This is a genomic window from Micromonospora sp. CCTCC AA 2012012 (assembly GCF_040499845.1).
Lineage (GTDB): Bacteria > Actinomycetota > Actinomycetes > Mycobacteriales > Micromonosporaceae > Micromonospora > Micromonospora mangrovi.
Genome location: NZ_CP159342.1, coordinates 1,474,938 through 1,490,786, shown reverse-complemented (window position 1 = coordinate 1,490,786; position 15,849 = coordinate 1,474,938). Strand labels below are relative to the sequence as shown.

Sequence of the window (15,849 nt, the reverse complement as noted above, 5' to 3'; positions counted from 1 at the left end):
TCCCTTTCTGGTCGACCCGGTGGGTCGGGGCGGGGTCAGTGACGCAGGACGGCGGCGGAGAAGGTCGCGCCGAGCCCGACGGACGCCATCAGATAGAGGTCGCCCGGGCGCAGCCGCCCGGAGTCGCGGGCGTGCACGTAGTTGATGAACGGGTCGGCGGTGAAGCAGTGCCCGGTGACCGGGACGTTGTCCAGGAGAACCCGGTCCAGCGGCACCTCCAGCAGGCGGCACGTCCAGGACCAGGAGAGCCGGTTGACGTTGTGCGGCAGGATCAGCGCCAGGTCGTCGACGCCCACCCCGGCGGCCCGGGTGGCGTCCCGGATCACCTCGGCGAGCACCTCGTTGTGGTCCTTGAGGAACCGCGGGTCCAGCGGGTACGGCGGGAACTGCTCGGCGTACGCGCCGAGGGTGCGGGTGGCGTAGCCGAGCAGCCGGTCCCGCTCGCCGGTCGTGGAGACCAGGCAGGCGGCGGTGGACTCCCCCATCACGGTGCTCTCCGGAATGATCTCCAGGATCGGGTTGAAGACCTTCTCCCCGGTGAGCACCAGCGCCAGCGCGTCCGGGTCGCCGTCCCCGGCGAGGAGCTGCCCGGCCAGGTCCACGGCGAGCAGCCCGGTGGCGCAGGCGTGCTGGGTGAGGGTGAACGCCACCGCGTTCGGCAGGCCGAGCGCGGCGCAGACGTCCTCCACCGGCGTCTCCCCGGCGCGGCTGGCGGTGGTGACGGTGCGGGCGAGGATCACGTAGCGGACCCGGTGCTCGTTGCCGCGCAGCGCCGTCAGGCCCGCCACCGCCGCGCTCATCAGGTCGCGCAGATCCTGGTCGGGGGCGCGGCGCACCGACTCCAGGCCGTAGAAGCGGCGGAAGGTCCACAGCAGCCGGGGATCGGCGTCGACGGCGGCGCAGACGTCACCGACGTCGACGCTCAGGTCGGGCAGGTGGCACCCGACGTCCAGCAGCGCGGTCATGCCCGGCCTCCGATCGGTGCGGGGTGGTTCTCCGGTACGGCCACGGCGTCGGCGCCGGGCCACCACAGGTCGTCGGGGGTGAGCGCGTCGGCGGTGTAGCGGCCGAGCGCGCTGATCAGCAGGCGGGCCTCCAGCGCCAGGGCCTCGACCAGCCGGACCAGGCCGGCGTCGGCGTCGGTGTCGACGGCCAGCAGCGCGGCACGGCCCAGCCCGACGGCGGTGGCGCCGGCCGCGAGGGCGCGGACGGCCCGACCGCCCTCCCAGATCCGGCCCGACGCCAGCAGACACCCGTCGGGGCGGCCGATGCGGCGCAGGCACTCGCCGAGCGGCAGCCCGACCTGGCCGAGGAACGCCCGGGGCGCCCAACCGGTGCCGGCCTGCGCGCCGTCGACGGTGACCGCGTCCGCGCCGGCCCGCCAGGCGGTGGCGGCGGCGTGCGCGACGTCCCGACCGGGGTGGAACTTCACCCACACCCGGGCACGCGGGAAGTTGTTGCGCATGAAGCGCACCTGCTGGCGCAGGATCTCCTCGGTGAAGGTGCCGGGGGTGGCGCAGCGCAGCCAGGCGTCCGCGCCGAGCACGTCCCGGACGGCGAACCGGTCGGCCAGGCGCCGGGCGTCGGCGGCGTCGACCACGGTCATCCCGCCGAGGCCGGGCTTGGCGCCCTGGCCGGTCTTCAGCTCGAACGCCAGCCGGCCGGAGTCCACGAGGTCACGCACGGACGGGTCGCTGTAGACCAGGTTCCACACCTCCGAGTCGGCGTCCTCGGTGCTCTGCTGCACCACCACCCCACCGAGGTCGGGCGGGCACTGCGCGGCGTACGCCCGCAGGCGGGCCAGGATCGGCGACTCGGCACCGGCGGCGCGGCGGTAGCCGCCGACCGGCACCAGGTTCTCGCCGATCACCATCGGGATGCCGAGGCGGCCGGCCTGTCGGCTGGCGGCCAGCCCGGCGTCGCCCTGGGCGATCCGGGTCGAACCGAACGCCGAGACGTAGACCGGCAGCGGCGAGCGGAACCCGCCGATGGTGGTGGCCAGCTCCACGTCGTCGTAGGTGGGTTCGCGGCCGAGGTCGATCAGCTTCTCCAGCCGCTGCGGCATGAAGATCGGGGGGACGAGGCGGGCGGCGTCCAGGTCGTCGGCGACCGACGGGTCACCGGCGGGGGCGTCGGCGGCCCCGTAGAGCTGCCGGCCGTAGCCGTCGACCGGGGGGAAGACCGCGGCGGTGCCCTGCCGGGCCCGGTCGCGGACCGCCGCCTCGGGATAGCCCGGGGCGTGCACGCCGGTCACGGGGCCACCACCCCGGGCAGCTTCGGGTACGCGCTGACCTGCCACAACGCGTCCAGGCCGGTGAGGAAGCGGACCAGCCGCTGCACCCCCATGCCGAACCCGGCGCTGGCCGGGATGCCGTCGCGGGCCAGCTTCAGGTACCAGTCGTACTTGGCCGGGTTCTCGCCGCTCTCCCGCATCCGGGTGACGATGGTGGCGTAGTCGGACTCGCGTTCGCTGCCGCTGACCAGCTCGCCGTAGCCGCCGTGCGCAATCAGGTCGAAGTTGCGCAGCACGCCGGGGCGGGCCGGGTCCTCCCGGTCGTAGAAGCCGCGCGAGCCCTTCGGGTAGTCGGTGACGAAGAACGGCCGGTCCGCCTCCCGGGACAGGGTCTCCTCCCCCACCCAGTCGATCTCGGCGTCGGCGCTCTGCGGGTGGCCGCCGCCGCGCAGCCGGTCGACCGCCTCGGCGTGGGTGCAGGTGTCGAACTTGCCGGTGAGCAGCTCGGTGAAGGCCAGCGGGTCGCGGCCCAGCCCGCCGAGGACGTCCGGCACGGCGTCCAGCACGTGCCGCACGACGTGGGTGAGCAGCCCGGCGGCGATCTCCATGGCGTCGTCCCGGGTGGCCCCGGCGCACTCCACGTCGATCTGGTGGAACTCCACCAGGTGCCGGCCGGTGCCGGCGGTCTCCGGCGGCTCGACCCGCACGTTCGGGGCGATGTAGAAGAGCTTGCCGAAGCCGCGCAGCGACGCCTGCTTGTAGAGGATCGCGCTGGTCATCAGCTTGTACGGGTGGCCGTAGTAGTCGACGTCGAGGGCCTTGGCGCCCCGCCCGCCCGGGTCGGTCACCGGGCCGATCAGCGGCGGCAGGAGTTCGGTGAAGCCACGGCCGCGCAGGAACTCCCGCGCCGCGTACAGCGCCTCCTGCTGCACCGCCATGGCGGCCCGGGTCGCCGGAGCGACCAGGTGCTCGCCGAGCGGTCCAGGTCGGGGTCCGGCCCCGGTCACCGCCGGCTGGTGGTCGGTCTGGTGCATCTCGCCTCCCGGTCTCATTGGTCGTACCTGCGCGCCACGGTGTGCAGGGCGGACAGCAGTCGCGTCGAAGTCATCGCCGGTCGGTCGGGGCCCGGCGGGGGCGTGGGGATGGGCATCCGGCCCACCGCCGACCAGCGCAGCCGGCCGGCGTCGTCGATCCAGCTTCGGGACCGGCCGGCGTTGTCCGGATGCAGGCAGTACGGCACGTCGAGGTGGCCCCGGCGGAACGCCGCGTGCAGCGCCTCGCCCGGGTCGTCGTGCAGGTCGAGCACCGCCTCGACGAGGGCCCGCGCCTCCGCGTACACGCCGGTGTCGACGGGCTCGCCCGCGTACGGCTCGGTGACGCCCGCCGTCGCGGCGGCCGTCTCCAGGGCCCGGACGTTCTCCTCCACGGTAGGGATCCGGTGCGCCTCGGCGACCGTCTTGACGATCAGCCGTTCCGCCCCGGCGCGGACCGCCATTTCGGCGGAGGCCGCCAGCAGTCGGCGCGCGCCGCGCGGCGAGGTGGGGAAGGCGCCCATGTAGGTGTAGAGCACGACGTGCCGGTCCACCTGCGCCGGCAGGAACTCGGCGGCCAGCCGGCGCAGCGCGCGGACGGCCTCCAGGTCCTGGCCGGGGTCGGTCTGCTGGGCGTAGCTCAGCGAGACGCTGGTGATCCCGTGCCGGGCGAAGAAGATCCCCTCCAGGAGGCTGATCGCGACCAGCAGCCCGGGTGGGCAGAGCTGGCCGAGCAGGCAGCCACCGAAGCTCTCCAGGTGTGCGGTGCCCGGGGCCAGCTCGGCCAGCAGCTCGCAGGCGTGCGCCCAGTTGCGGACCGACTCGCCCAGCGGGGTGCGCCCGTACGGCAGGCAGTAGGAGACCGGGCCGCCCTCGGTGGCGTGCAGGCCGGCGGCGACCAGCGCCCGGATGATCGGTTCCGGCCGGGACGACCCGTGGCGCACCTGCACCGGGAAGGAGTCGTCGTGCACCCCGTCCAGCAGCGCGCGGGTGGTCGCCACCGGATACGCCACGATCGGGTAGCCGTTGAGCGGGACGCCCTCGGTGAGGGCCCGGTGGGCGGCGGCGTGGGCGCCGACCCGGGTGTAGCTGTCGATGGTGACGGTGCCGACCGTGGTGGCCGCGGCGAACCTGGTCCGTTCCAGCCCGGCGCGCATCCGGCGCAGGTCGCTGAAGCCCATCCGGGGCTGCACGACCAGCCGCCCGGCGGCGGCGGCGTCGGCGACGAACCGGCCGAAGGGGCTCGCCGGCCGCCCGGTCGGCGCGGTCATGCCGGCCGCCCCGCAGCGGCCGACGGTGCCACCGTCAGCGCGGTCAGGAACCGTTCGAAGGCGACCAGGTCGCCGTCGTCGAAGACGGCGTCGAAGCCGGCGTCGCGCAGCCGCGCCACCCCGTCGGCGTCGTCGCGCCCGTCGAGGCCGAGTTTGCCGCCGATGACCACCGGCAGGCCGGCCAGGTCGGGCTCCGCCCGCAGCCGGGTGATCGCGGCGAGGCCGTCGGTCCAGCCGTGGCCGTTGACGCTGCTGATCACCACCAGGTCGGGGGCGTCGGTGCGGCAGTGCCGCACCAGCAGCTCCTCCGGTACGCACGGGCCGAGGTTCACCACGCGCCGGCCCTGCTCCTGGAGAAACAGTTCGAGAAACACCAGGTTCCAGGTGTGGGAATCAGAGACGGTACCGGCCAACAGGACTGTGCCTGTGCCTTGCGACAGCGCCATCGAGGCTCTCCGAACAGACAGGGGGACGCCCGTTCCGGATGCGGTCGACGCATCCGGCGGTTCCGTTTTGCACAAGGACGAATCTAGGGGCGGTCGGAGGCGCCGAACGGTAGTTGCAGAGGCAGGAAGGCGGGCAGTCGAAAGCCGCCGGGCGACCCTGTCCACACACGACGACGGCCCCCCGCGGTGTCGCGGGGGGCCGTCCTGAGCTGGGCTCACGCGTACTGGGCGACCAGGCTCCTCGGGCGGATGTCGGTCCAGGCGCCCTCGATGTGGTCGAGGCACTCCTGCCGGCCGGCGGGCCCGAAGGCGGTCTGCCAGCCACCCGGCACCGCCGCGAAGACGGGCCACAGGGAGTGCTGTCCCTCGTCGTTGGTCAGGACCAGGAAGGTGCCGTCGGCGTCGTCGAACGGATTCGCCATGTCAGTTTCCTCTCTCGATGTTTCCGGACGTGTTTCTCACGCGGTGTCGGCGAGCTTTCCGGCGAGGATGCCGCCGATTTCCGCGAGGGGTTCCCTTTCGGTCATCCGCAGATGAGTGGTGTCGATGTCGTGGCATTCCACCGCGCCGGCGATGTGCTCCTCCCACAGTTTCGGCGAGGTGACGCCGGCGGAGTCGGCCCGACCGGCGGAGAAGAAGAGCAGGTCACCGGCGAAGACCTCCGGCCGGTACGCCGCCATGATCTCGGCGTGGTTGACCGCGGCCAGGACCAATGCGTGCACCTCGTCGGCGGTGAAGCCGGCGAGCACCGGGTCCCGGCGGCGCAGCACCTCGACGACGGCGTGCGGGTCGTACCGGTCGAGGAAGCCGGGCGGCAGGTCGTCGGCCTCGCCGTCGTCGTCGCCGACCAGCATCCGCATGGTCTCCCGGTCGTCGCGGGGCCGGGCGGCGTCCTCCGCCGACACCGGGTAGGCGTCCATCATGGCCAGCAGCTCCACCTGCTCCCCGGCCCGTTGCAGGGCGACGGCCATGGCGTGCGCCACCACCCCGCCGAAGGACCAGCCGAGCAGCCGGTACGGCCCGTGCGGCTGCACCCGCCGGATCTCGGTCAGGTATTCGTCGGCCAGCTCCGCGACGCCGGTCGCCCGGTAGCCGGGGGTGCTCAACGCGCGGGTCTGCAGGCCGTAGAGCGGCTGGTCGGGGCCGAGGTGCGCGGCGAGGCCCGCGTACGACCAGCTCATCCCGGCGCCGGGGTGGACGCAGAACAGCGGCCGGCGGGTGCCCTCGGGGTGCAGCGGCAGCAGCACGCCCAGCGCGTCGCCACCGGTGGGCTCGCCGAGCAGCCCGGCGACGGTCGGGTGCTGGAACAGGTCGCGGACCCCGAGGTCCCGGCCGAAGGTGGTGCGGATCCGGCTGACCAGGCGGGTGGCCAGCAGGGAGTGGCCGCCGAGGTCGAAGAAGTTGTCGTCGACGCCCACCGTGTCGACGCCGAGGACGTCGGCGAAGAGCTGGCACATCCGCTGCTCGTCCGGGGTGCGCGGGGCCCGGCCGCCGGGTCCGGCGTGCGCGGGGGCGGGCAGGGCCCGACGGTCCAGCTTGCCGTTGACGGTGACCGGCAACCGGTCGAGCAGCACCACCGCCGAGGGCACCATGTAGCCGGGCAGGGTCCGGGCGGCGTCCGCCCGCAGCGCCGCCTCGTCCACCGTCGCGCCGTCGGCCGGCACCACGTACGCCACGAGGCGCTTGTCCGCGGGCCGGTCCTCGCGGACGACCACGGCGACCTGGCCGACGCCGGGATGAGCGGCGACGGTCGCCTCCACCTCGACCGGTTCGATCCGGAAGCCCCGGATCTTGACCTGCCCGTCGGCCCGGCCGACGAAGCGCAGCTCACCCCGGCCGGTCCAGGCGACCAGGTCACCGGTGCGGTACATCCGGCCGCCGGCCGGGTCGAACGGGTCGGCGACGAACCGTTCGGCGGTCAGCGCCGGCCGGCCCAGGTAGCCGCGGGCGACCTGGTCGCCGGCCAGGTACAGCTCGCCGGTGGCACCCAGCGGCACCGGGTGCAGCCGCTCGTCGAGCACGTACGTCCGCGTGTTGTCCAGCGGCCGGCCCAGGTGGACGCCGGTGAACTCCCGGCGGTCGGTGTCGAACCGTTGGTGGTGCGAGGCGAAGGTGACCTCGGTGGGCCCGTAGCTGTGCACCAGCACCGTGTCGGGGCAGTGCTCCAGCACCCGGCGTACCGCCGCCGGGGAGGCGACGTCGCCGCCGGTCCACACCTCCTTCAGCCGGGCCAGGGTGTCCAGGCCCTCGTCGGCCATGACGTGGAACAGGCCCATGGTGAAGTAGGCGGCGGTCACGTCGTGGCGGGTGATGGTCCGGGCCAGCTCGCCGAGGTCGGCGCCCTCCCCCTCGGCGATCACCAGTTCCCCGCCGGTGAGCAGCGGCACCCAGATCTCATAGGTGGAGGAGTCGAAGCCGTAGTTCGAGTGCACCAGCATCCGGCGGTGGTGCTCGGCGTTCCAGCACCGGTCGGCGACGAGTTCCCGCACGTTGCGGTGGGTGACGCCGACGCCCTTGGGCCGGCCGGTGGAGCCGGAGGTGAACATGACGTACATCAGGGACCGGTCGTCCAGCGGCAGGTCCAGGTCGTCGTCGCGGTCGCCGGCCGGCCCGTCGAAGGGTACGACCCGGGTGCCGTGCGCCCGCTCGTCGGGCAGCGCCGGGTGGGCCGCCGCGTCGGCGTCGACGAGCAGGACGGTGGCCGCCGAGTCCGCCATGACCATCCGGACCCGGGCGGGCGGCAGGGTGGTGCCGACGGGGACGTACGCGGCCCCGCACTTGAGCACCGCGAGGCTCGCCACGATCAGGTCGGCGCCGCGCCGCATCAGCACCCCGACCGTCGACTGTGGCCTGACGCCCGCCGCGACGAGTCGCCGGGCCAGCGCGTTGGCCCGCCGGTTCAGCTCGGCGTAGCTCAGTCGCCGGTCGCCGAAGGTGACCGCGATCGCGTCCGGGGTGAGCCGGGCCTGCTCCTGGAACGCCTCGTGCACCCCACCCCGGGTCGCCGGCACGGTCGTGTCGTTGTAGTCGACCAGCAACCGCCGCCGCTCGTCGGCGCCGAGCAGGTCCACGTCGCCGACCCGCTGGTCCGGGTCGGTGGCGACGGCGGTGAGCAGCCGGGCCAGCCGGTCGGCCAGCAGCGCGGCGGTGCCCGGGTCGAACAGGTCGGCGGCGTACTCCAGCACCCCGTCCAGGCCGGTTGGGGCACCCGCGTCGTCCTGCCGTTCGCCGACCGAGAGGGTCAGGTCGAACTTGACCGTGCCGAGGTCGAAGGGGACCTCGGTGCCGGCGAACGGCGAGCCGGTCGGGTCCACCTCGGCGGTGTTGCGCACCAGCAGCATCACCTGGAACAGCGGGTGGTGGGCGGTGGAGCGGGCCGGGTTCAGCTCCTCGACCAGGCGTTCGAAGGGCAGGTCCTGGTGGTCGTACGCGGCCAGGTCGGCGTCCCGCACCCGGGCCACCAGGTCGGCGAAGGTGGGGTCGCCCGACACGTCGGTGCGCAGCACCAGGGTGTTGACGAAGAACCCGACCAGGTCGTCGAGGGCCTCGTCGCCCCGGCCCGCCACCACGGTGCCGATCGGGATGTCGGGGCCGGCGCCGAGCCGGGACAGCAGCACCGCGAAGGCGGCCTGGAGCACCATGAACAGGGTCGCGCCGCTGCCGCGGGCGAGCCGCAGCACGGCGGCGTGGGTCTCCGCGTCGAGGCCGAACGGCACCACGTCGCCCCGATGGCTGGCCACCGCCGGCCGGGGCCGGTCGGCGGGCAGCTCCAGCACCTGCGGCGCGCCGGCCAGGGCGGTACGCCAGAAGTCGAGCTGCCGGGCGAGCAGGCTGGTCGGGTCGGCGGCGTCGCCGAGCAGCCGGCGCTGCCAGAGGGTGTAGTCGACGTACTGGACGGGCAGCGGCGTCCACTGCGGTGCCCGGCCCGCCGCCCGCGCCCGGTACGCGGTCGACAGGTCACGCAGCAGCGGCCCCATCGACCAGCCGTCACCGGCGATGTGGTGCACCAGCACCACCAGCACCTGACGCTCGCCCGCCGGCCGCAGCAGCCAGGCCCGCAGCGGGACCTCGGCGGCCAGGTCGAACACGTGCCCGGCGGCGGCCTCGATCGCCGGGGTCAGCTCGTCGGCGGGCAGGTCGCGCACCGTCAGCTCCGGCCGACCGTCGGCGAGGACCACCTGGTACGGCTCGCCGTCGACCGCCCGGTAGACGGTGCGCAGCACGTCGTGCCGGCCGGCGACGTCGGCCAGCGCGGCGGCCAGCACGTCCGGGTCGAGGTCCCGGTCCAGCCGCAGCGCGACCGGGATGTTGTAGACCGCGCCGGGCCCGTCCAGCTCGCCGAGGAACCAGAGCCGGTGCTGGGCGTACGACAGCGGCACCCGGCCGGTCGGCGCGGTCGGCGTCAGCGCGGGCCGGACGGTGCCGCCGCCCAGCTCGCCGACCCGGCGGGTCAGCCCGGCCGGGGTGGGCGCCTGGAACAGGTCCCGGACGCCGACCTGGGTCCCCTGGACCGCGCGGATCCGGTTGACCAGCTTGGCGGCGAGCAGGGAGTGCCCGCCGAGGGCGAAGAAGTCGTCGTCCACCCCGACCTTCGGCACGCCGAGCACCGCGCCGAACAGGTCGCACATCAGCTGTTCGGCCGGGGTGCGCGGGGCCCGGTACGCGCTGGTCGGGCCGTACTCGGGGGCGGGCAGCGCGGCCCGGTCGACCTTGCCGTTGGCGGTCAGCGGCAGCCGGTCCAGCACCACGAACGCGGCCGGCACCAGGTGCGCGGGGAGCGCGGCGGCGGCGTCGCGGCGCAGCTCGACCACGTCGAGGTGGTCGTCCGGGTCGGCCGGCGTCAGGTACGCCACCAGCCGCTTGTCCCCCGGCCGGTCCTCACGGACGACGACGGTGACCCCGCCGACGCCGGGCCGGCGGGCCAGCACGGCGGCGACCTCCCCCGGCTCGATCCGGAAGCCGCGGATCTTCACCTGGTCGTCGGCGCGGCCGACGATCTCCACGGTGCCGGCGCGGGTCCACCGGGCGAGGTCACCGGTGCGGTACATCCGGGCGCCGGTGGGGCCGAACGGGTCGGCGACGAACGCGGCGGCGGTCAGCCCGGCCCGGTGCAGGTAGCCGTCGGCCAGGCCGGTGCCGGCGACGTACAGCTCCCCGGTGACGCCGACCGGGACCGGCCGCAACCGGTCGTCGAGGACGTAGCAGCGGCGGTTGGCCAGCGGGGCGCCGACCGGGACGGGGGCGGTCCGGGGCGGGGCGTCGACCGGGTGGCAGTTCGTGAAGATCATGCTCTCCACCGGGCCGTACCCGTGCACCAGGCGCAGCTCGGGGAAGCGGCGGCGGGCCCGGGCCAGGTGTTCCACCGACGGCGCCTCGCCGCCGGTGACCACCTGCCGGACGGCGGCGAGGGTGTCGGGGTGCTCGTCGAGCATCAGGTTGAACAGGCCGGCCGAGAGCCAGAGGGTGGTGACCTGGTGCGCGGTGACCAGCTCGGCGATCCGGGCCGGTTCGGGGCGCTGGCCGGGCTGGAGCACGCAGGTGGCCCCGTTCAGCAGCGCCCCCCAGAACTCCAGCGCGAACGCGTCCCAGGAGACCGGCGCCGCCTGCACCCACACCTGGTCCGGTCCGAAGTCGACGAAGTGCTGCCCGGTGAGGGTGCCGACGATGGCCCGGTGGGCCGACAGCGCCCCCTTGGGTCGGCCGGTGGAGCCGGAGGTGAACATGACGCAGGCCGGGTCGCCGGGGTCGCCGGGCAGGTCGAGGGGTCCGGCGGGCAGCCGGTCCAGGCCGGCGGCGGCCTCGTCGAGCAGCACGGTGCGGGCGGGTCGGGCGGCGCCGAGCCGGTCGACCAGCGTGCCGTCGCTGACCAGCGCGGCGACCGCCGCGTCGCCGATGAGGTCGGCCAGCCGGGCGTCCGGGAACTCGGGGTCGAGCAGGGCGTACGCGGCGCCGGACTGGAGGGCGGCGAGCACGGCGACGGCCATGGTGAGGCCGCGGTCCAGCAGGACGCCGACGGTGTCGCCGCGCCGGACGCCGAGGTCGACCAGGTGCCGGGCGAGCCGGTTGGCGGCCGCGTCGAGCTGGGCGTACGTCATCCGTTCGGCGCCGCAGACCAGCGCGTCCCGGTCGGGGTGGGCGGCGACCTGCCGGGCGAAGACCTCGGTGACCCGCAGGTCCGGCGCGGGTCCGGTGGTGTCGTTGAAGGTGTGCAGCACCTCGTGCCGCTCGTCGGCGGTGAGCAGGTCGACGTCGCGGACCGGGGTGTCGGGGTGGGCGGTGACGGCGGCGAGCAGCCGGGCGAGGGTGGCGGCGAGCCGGGTGACGGTGGGCGGGTCGAAGAGGTCGGTGGCGTACTCGACGGCGCCGACGATGCCGACGGGCGCGCCGGTCGGGTCGTGCTGTTCCTGCACGGCGAGGGTCAGGTCGAACTTCGCCACCCCGGCCCGGAAGGACAGCTCCTCGCCGGCCAGCACCGTGTCGGGCTCGGTGTCGCCGCCGGTGGCGTTCTGGAGCACCAGCATGACCTGCACGAGCGGGTGGTGGGCGGTGGAGCGGGTCGGGTTCAGCTCCTCCACCAGCCGCTCGAAGGGCAGGTCCTGATGGTCGTACGCGGCCAGGTCGGCGTCCCGCACCCGCGCCACCAGGTCGGCGAACGTCGGGTCGCCGGAGACGTCGGTACGCAGCACCAGGGTGTTGACGAAGAACCCGACCAGGTCGTCCAGGGCCTCGTCACCGCGACCGGCGATGACGGTCCCGATCGGGATGTCGGTGCCCGCACCGAGTCGGGACAGCAACGCCGCCAGGGCCGCCTGGAGCACCATGAACACCGTCGCCCCGGTGTCCCGGGCCACCCGCAGCACCGCCTCGTGCGTCCGGGCGTCCAGCGTGAAGGGCACCAGGTCGCCCCGGTGGGTGGCCTCGGCGGGGCGGGGCCGGTCGGCGGGCAGCTCCAGCACCTGCGGCGCGCCGGCCAGGGCGGTCCGCCAGAAGTCGAGCTGCCGGGCCAACAGGCTGGCCGGGTCGGCCGGGTCGCCGAGCAGGTCCTGCTGCCAGAGGGTGTAGTCGGCGTACTGCACGGGCAGCGGCGCCCAGTCGGGAGCGTGGCCCGCGTCGCGGGCGGCGTACGCGATCGCCAGGTCGCGCAGGAGCGGGCCGGTGGACCAGCCGTCCCCGGCGATGTGGTGCACCAGCACCACCAGCACCTGGGAGCCGTCGTCCACCCGCAGCAGCCACCCCCGGAACGGGATCTCCCCGGCCAGGTCGAAGACGTGCCCGGCCGCCGCGTCGACCGCCGCGCCGAGACCGTCGGCGGGGACGTCCCGCACGGTCAGTTCGGGGCGTACGCCCGCCAGGACGACCTGGCAGGGCTCGCCGTCGACCACCCGGTGGACGGTGCGCAGCACCTCGTGCCGGTCGGCCACGTCGGCGAGCGCCCCGGCCAGCACGGCCGGGTCGAGGTGCCGGTCCAGCCGCAGCGCGACGGGCAGGTTGTAGACGGCGCTCGGCCCGCCGAGTTCGTTGAGGAACCACAGCCGGCGCTGCGCGTAGGAGAGCGGCACCCGTTCGGCGGTGGCGGCCGGTACGAGGGCGGGTCGGGCGGCGGCGGTCAGCTCACCGATCCGCCGGTCCAGCGCGGCGGGGGTGGGGGCGAGGAAGAGGTCCCGGATGCCGACCTCGGCGCCGAGCACCGAGCGGATCCGGTTGACCAGCCGGACGGCGAGCATGGAGTGCCCGCCGAGGGCGAAGAAGTCGTCGGCGGCGGCCACCGCGGGGAGGCTCAGCACCTCGGCGAAGAGCCCGCGCAGGATCTCGGTCCGGGGCGAGCCGGCGCGCCCGCCGGTCACCGCGACGGCGGCGCCGGTCCGGGTACGGGCGGCGGCGCGCCGCCCGTCGAGGCTCTCCCGTTCGGCGTCGCTGAGCACGTCCAGGGCGCCGACCGGGCGGGCCGGGTCGGCGGCGACGGCCCGCAGCAGCCGCAGGTACACCTCCAGCAGCAGCTGCGCGGTTTCCTCGTCGAAGAGGTCGGCCGCGTACTGGAGCCAGATCTCGACGTCCCCGCCGTCGGGGGCGGCGACGCAGGAGACGCTGAGGTCGAACTTGGCGGTGTCCAGGCCGGCGGGGGCGATCCGCCCGTCCAGGTCGAAGATCCGCAGCTCGTCCGGCACGGCGGTGTCGACGGTCAGCATCACCTGGAAGAACGGGTGGTGCCCCAGCGACCGGGCCGGGTTGAGCCGCTCCACCACCAGGTCGAACGGCACCTCCTCGTGGGCGTACGCGGCCAGGTCGGCGTCCCGCACCCGCTCCACCAGGTCGGCGAAGGCCGGGTCGTCCGACAGGTCGGTCCGCAGCACGACGGTGTTGACGAAGAAGCCCACCAGGTCGTGCAGCGCCTCGTCGGAGCGGCCGGCGACGGGCGTGCCGATCGGCACGTCGGTGCCGGCGCCGAGCCGGGTGAGGGTGGCCGCGAGCGCGGCGTGGAAGAGCATGAACGGGCTGGCCTGCCGCTGGTCGCCGAGCCGGCGCAGCCGCCGGTGGGTGTCGGCGTCGAGCAGTGCCCGGATCGAGGTACCCCGGTGGCTGGGTTCGGTGGGGCGGGGCCGGTCCAGCGGCAGGTCGAGCACGGCCGGGGCGTCGGCGAGGGTGTCCCGCCACCAGGCGAGCTGCCGAGCGAGCAGGCTCGCCGGGTCGTCGACGTCGCCGAGCAGCTCCTGCTGCCAGAGGGTGTAGTCGGCGTACTGGACGGGCAGCGGCTCCCAGTCGGGGGCCGCGCCGCCGAGCCGGGCCTGGTAGGCGGTGGCCAGGTCGCGCAGCAGCGGCGCCATCGACCAGCCGTCGGTGGCGACGTGGTGCAGCAGCAGCACCAGCACCGAGCGGTCCGGGCCGGCCACGACGAGACGGACCCGCAGCGGTGGCTGGACCGCGATGTCGAAGGTGCCGGCGGCGAACTCGGCCACCCGGGCGTCGACCTGGTCGGCCGGGCACTCCACCACGGAGAGGCCGTCCCCGGCGGTGGCGAGGACCCGCTGCACGGGTTCGCCGTCGACGGAGGGACAGACGGTGCGCAGCACCTCGTGCCGCTGCACCACGTCGGCGACGGCGGCGGCCAGCGCCGTCCGGTCCGGCACGCCGGCCAGGTCGAGCACCACCGGCACGTTGTAGGTGGCCGACGGTCCTTCGAGGCGGTTGAGGAACCAGAGCCGGCGCTGCGCGTAGGAGAGCGGGATCAGCTCCTCGCCGGGCTCGGGGCGGTAGTCGGGCAGCTCCGGCTCGGCCGTGGTGGCGGCCCGGGTCGGGGACATGGTGCGCAGCAACGACCGGTCGATCTTGCCGGTGCTGCTGCGCGGCAGCGCGCGTACCGGGCTGACCACGCCGGGCACGGCCGCGGCGGGCAGCCGCTGCGACAGGTACGCCCGGACGTCCTCGGCGGTGACCGGGCCGACGACGTACGCGACGAGCCGCTTGACCCCGTCGGCGAGTTCCTGGGCGACGACGGCGGTCTCGCGCACCTCCGGGTGGCCCAGCAGCACCGACTCCACCGCCGCCGGGTCGATCCGGTGCCCGTTGATCTTGACTTCGTCGTCGAACCGGCCGAGGTAGCCGAGCTGCCCGTCGGGACGGACCCGCACCCGGTCGCCGGTGCGGTACGCCGGTGCCCCGTCGAGGGTGGTGAACCGGCGGGCGGTCAGCTCGGCACGACCCAGGTAGCCGTCGGCGAGTCCCCCGCCGAGCAGCCACAGCTCACCGTCGACGATGGCGGCCCGCACCCCGGGCAGCGGCAGCCCGATCGGCACCTCCCCACCGTCGTGGGTGGACAGGTCGGCGACGGTGGCCACGACCGTGGCCTCGGTCGGCCCGTACGTGTTGAGCAGCCGGACGGTGGCACCGACGGCCGAGCACCAGCGGGCCACCCGCTCGGGCAGCGCCGCCTCCCCGCCGATGACCACGGTGCGCAGCGTCGGCGGCAGCGTGACCACCCCGGTGGAGAGCGCGTACGCCAGCTCGTGCCAGTAGGCGGTGGGCAGGTCCAGCACGGTGATGCCGTACCGGGCGCAGCCGGCCAGCAGCGCCGGCACGTCGAGCATGTCGTCGCCGCGCAGCACCAGCGTGCCGCCCGCGCAGAGCGTCACGAAGATCTCCTCGACGCTGGCGTCGAAGTGCAGCGGGGCGAACTGGAGGACCCGGTCGTCGGCGCCGACGCCGTAGCGGCGGGTGGCCCCGGCCACGAAGTGCGCGAGGGCGGCCCGGCCGACCAGCACGCCGTTGGGGGTGCCGGTGGAGCCGGAGGTGTAGATGACGTACGCGGTGTCGACCGGCACGGTCGCGGCGGTCAGCACCACCTCGCCCCGGTCGACCACCTCGGCCAGGGCGGGCGGCGCGCCGGCCCCGGCGTCGGCGAGGATCGCCTCGTTGCGGGCGACCGGCGCCCCCGGATCGAGCGGCAGGTACGCGGCCCCGGTGCGCAGCACCGCCAGGATCGCCACGATCGCGTCCACCCCGCGCGGCCGGCAGACCGTCACCAGCCGGCCCGGGCCGGCGCCCTCGGCGGTCAGCCGGGCGGCCCGTTCCGCGACAGCGGCGTCGAGCGCGGCGTAGCTGAGACTCGTCGACCCGGCGGTGAGGGCGGGGTGCTCCGGGGCGGCGACGACCCGCGCGGCGAACGCCGCCACCACCGGGACGACCGGCCCGGCGAGCGGCTCGCCGTCGAGGATCGCGCTGGGCCGGTGGCCGTCCCGGTCCGACCGGGGGTCGGTCGCTGACCCGGCGTGGTCGATCGATGGCATCGAACTTCCTCCTGCGGGGTTCGGGTGGGTACCAAAACCGTCCCTTGTGGACGGTGCTGGTGCCGGGGCGCCGGGCCGTCGGCGGGC

Annotated in this window: 7 protein-coding genes; all 7 read right to left on the bottom strand. The window is 75.0% G+C overall.

Translation table 11 applies throughout. The features are described from left to right. Positions 1-35: 35 nt before the first annotated feature. The 7 genes from ABUL08_RS06865 to ABUL08_RS06835 all read right to left on the bottom strand — a co-directional run bounded on the left by ABUL08_RS06865 (position 36) and on the right by ABUL08_RS06835 (position 15,762). Entirely contained in the window at positions 36-965 is a 930-nt protein-coding gene (locus ABUL08_RS06865; RefSeq protein ID WP_350935587.1) for a 3-oxoacyl-[acyl-carrier-protein] synthase III C-terminal domain-containing protein, read from the bottom strand. Then, positions 962-2,254, bottom strand: coding sequence for a glutamate synthase-related protein (locus tag ABUL08_RS06860; RefSeq protein WP_350935586.1), 1,293 nt, complete (start codon positions 2,252-2,254; stop codon positions 962-964). Before ABUL08_RS06860 ends, ABUL08_RS06865 begins: the two co-directional genes overlap by 4 nt. Next, complete coding sequence (locus ABUL08_RS06855) at positions 2,251-3,267, bottom strand: asparagine synthetase A (protein WP_350935584.1); 1,017 nt, start codon at positions 3,265-3,267, stop codon at positions 2,251-2,253. Before ABUL08_RS06855 ends, ABUL08_RS06860 begins: the two co-directional genes overlap by 4 nt. Before the next feature lie 14 nt (positions 3,268-3,281). Beyond that, positions 3,282-4,535, bottom strand: a complete 1,254-nt coding sequence (locus ABUL08_RS06850; protein ID WP_350935582.1) for a methylaspartate mutase — start codon at positions 4,533-4,535, stop codon at positions 3,282-3,284. After that, entirely contained in the window at positions 4,532-4,981 is a 450-nt protein-coding gene (locus ABUL08_RS06845; RefSeq protein WP_377522163.1) for a cobalamin B12-binding domain-containing protein, read from the bottom strand. The genes ABUL08_RS06850 and ABUL08_RS06845 overlap by 4 nt, the downstream gene beginning before the upstream one ends. Before the next feature lie 215 nt (positions 4,982-5,196). After that, positions 5,197-5,403 carry an MbtH family protein gene (locus tag ABUL08_RS06840; protein WP_242800568.1) on the bottom strand — a complete coding sequence of 69 codons (207 nt, stop codon included), beginning with the start codon at positions 5,401-5,403 and terminating at the stop codon, positions 5,197-5,199. A gap of 36 nt (positions 5,404-5,439) precedes the next feature. Continuing rightward, positions 5,440-15,762: an amino acid adenylation domain-containing protein gene (locus ABUL08_RS06835; protein WP_350935577.1), complete on the bottom strand. Its 10,323-nt coding sequence runs from the start codon at positions 15,760-15,762 to the stop codon at positions 5,440-5,442. Positions 15,763-15,849 lie beyond the last annotated feature (87 nt).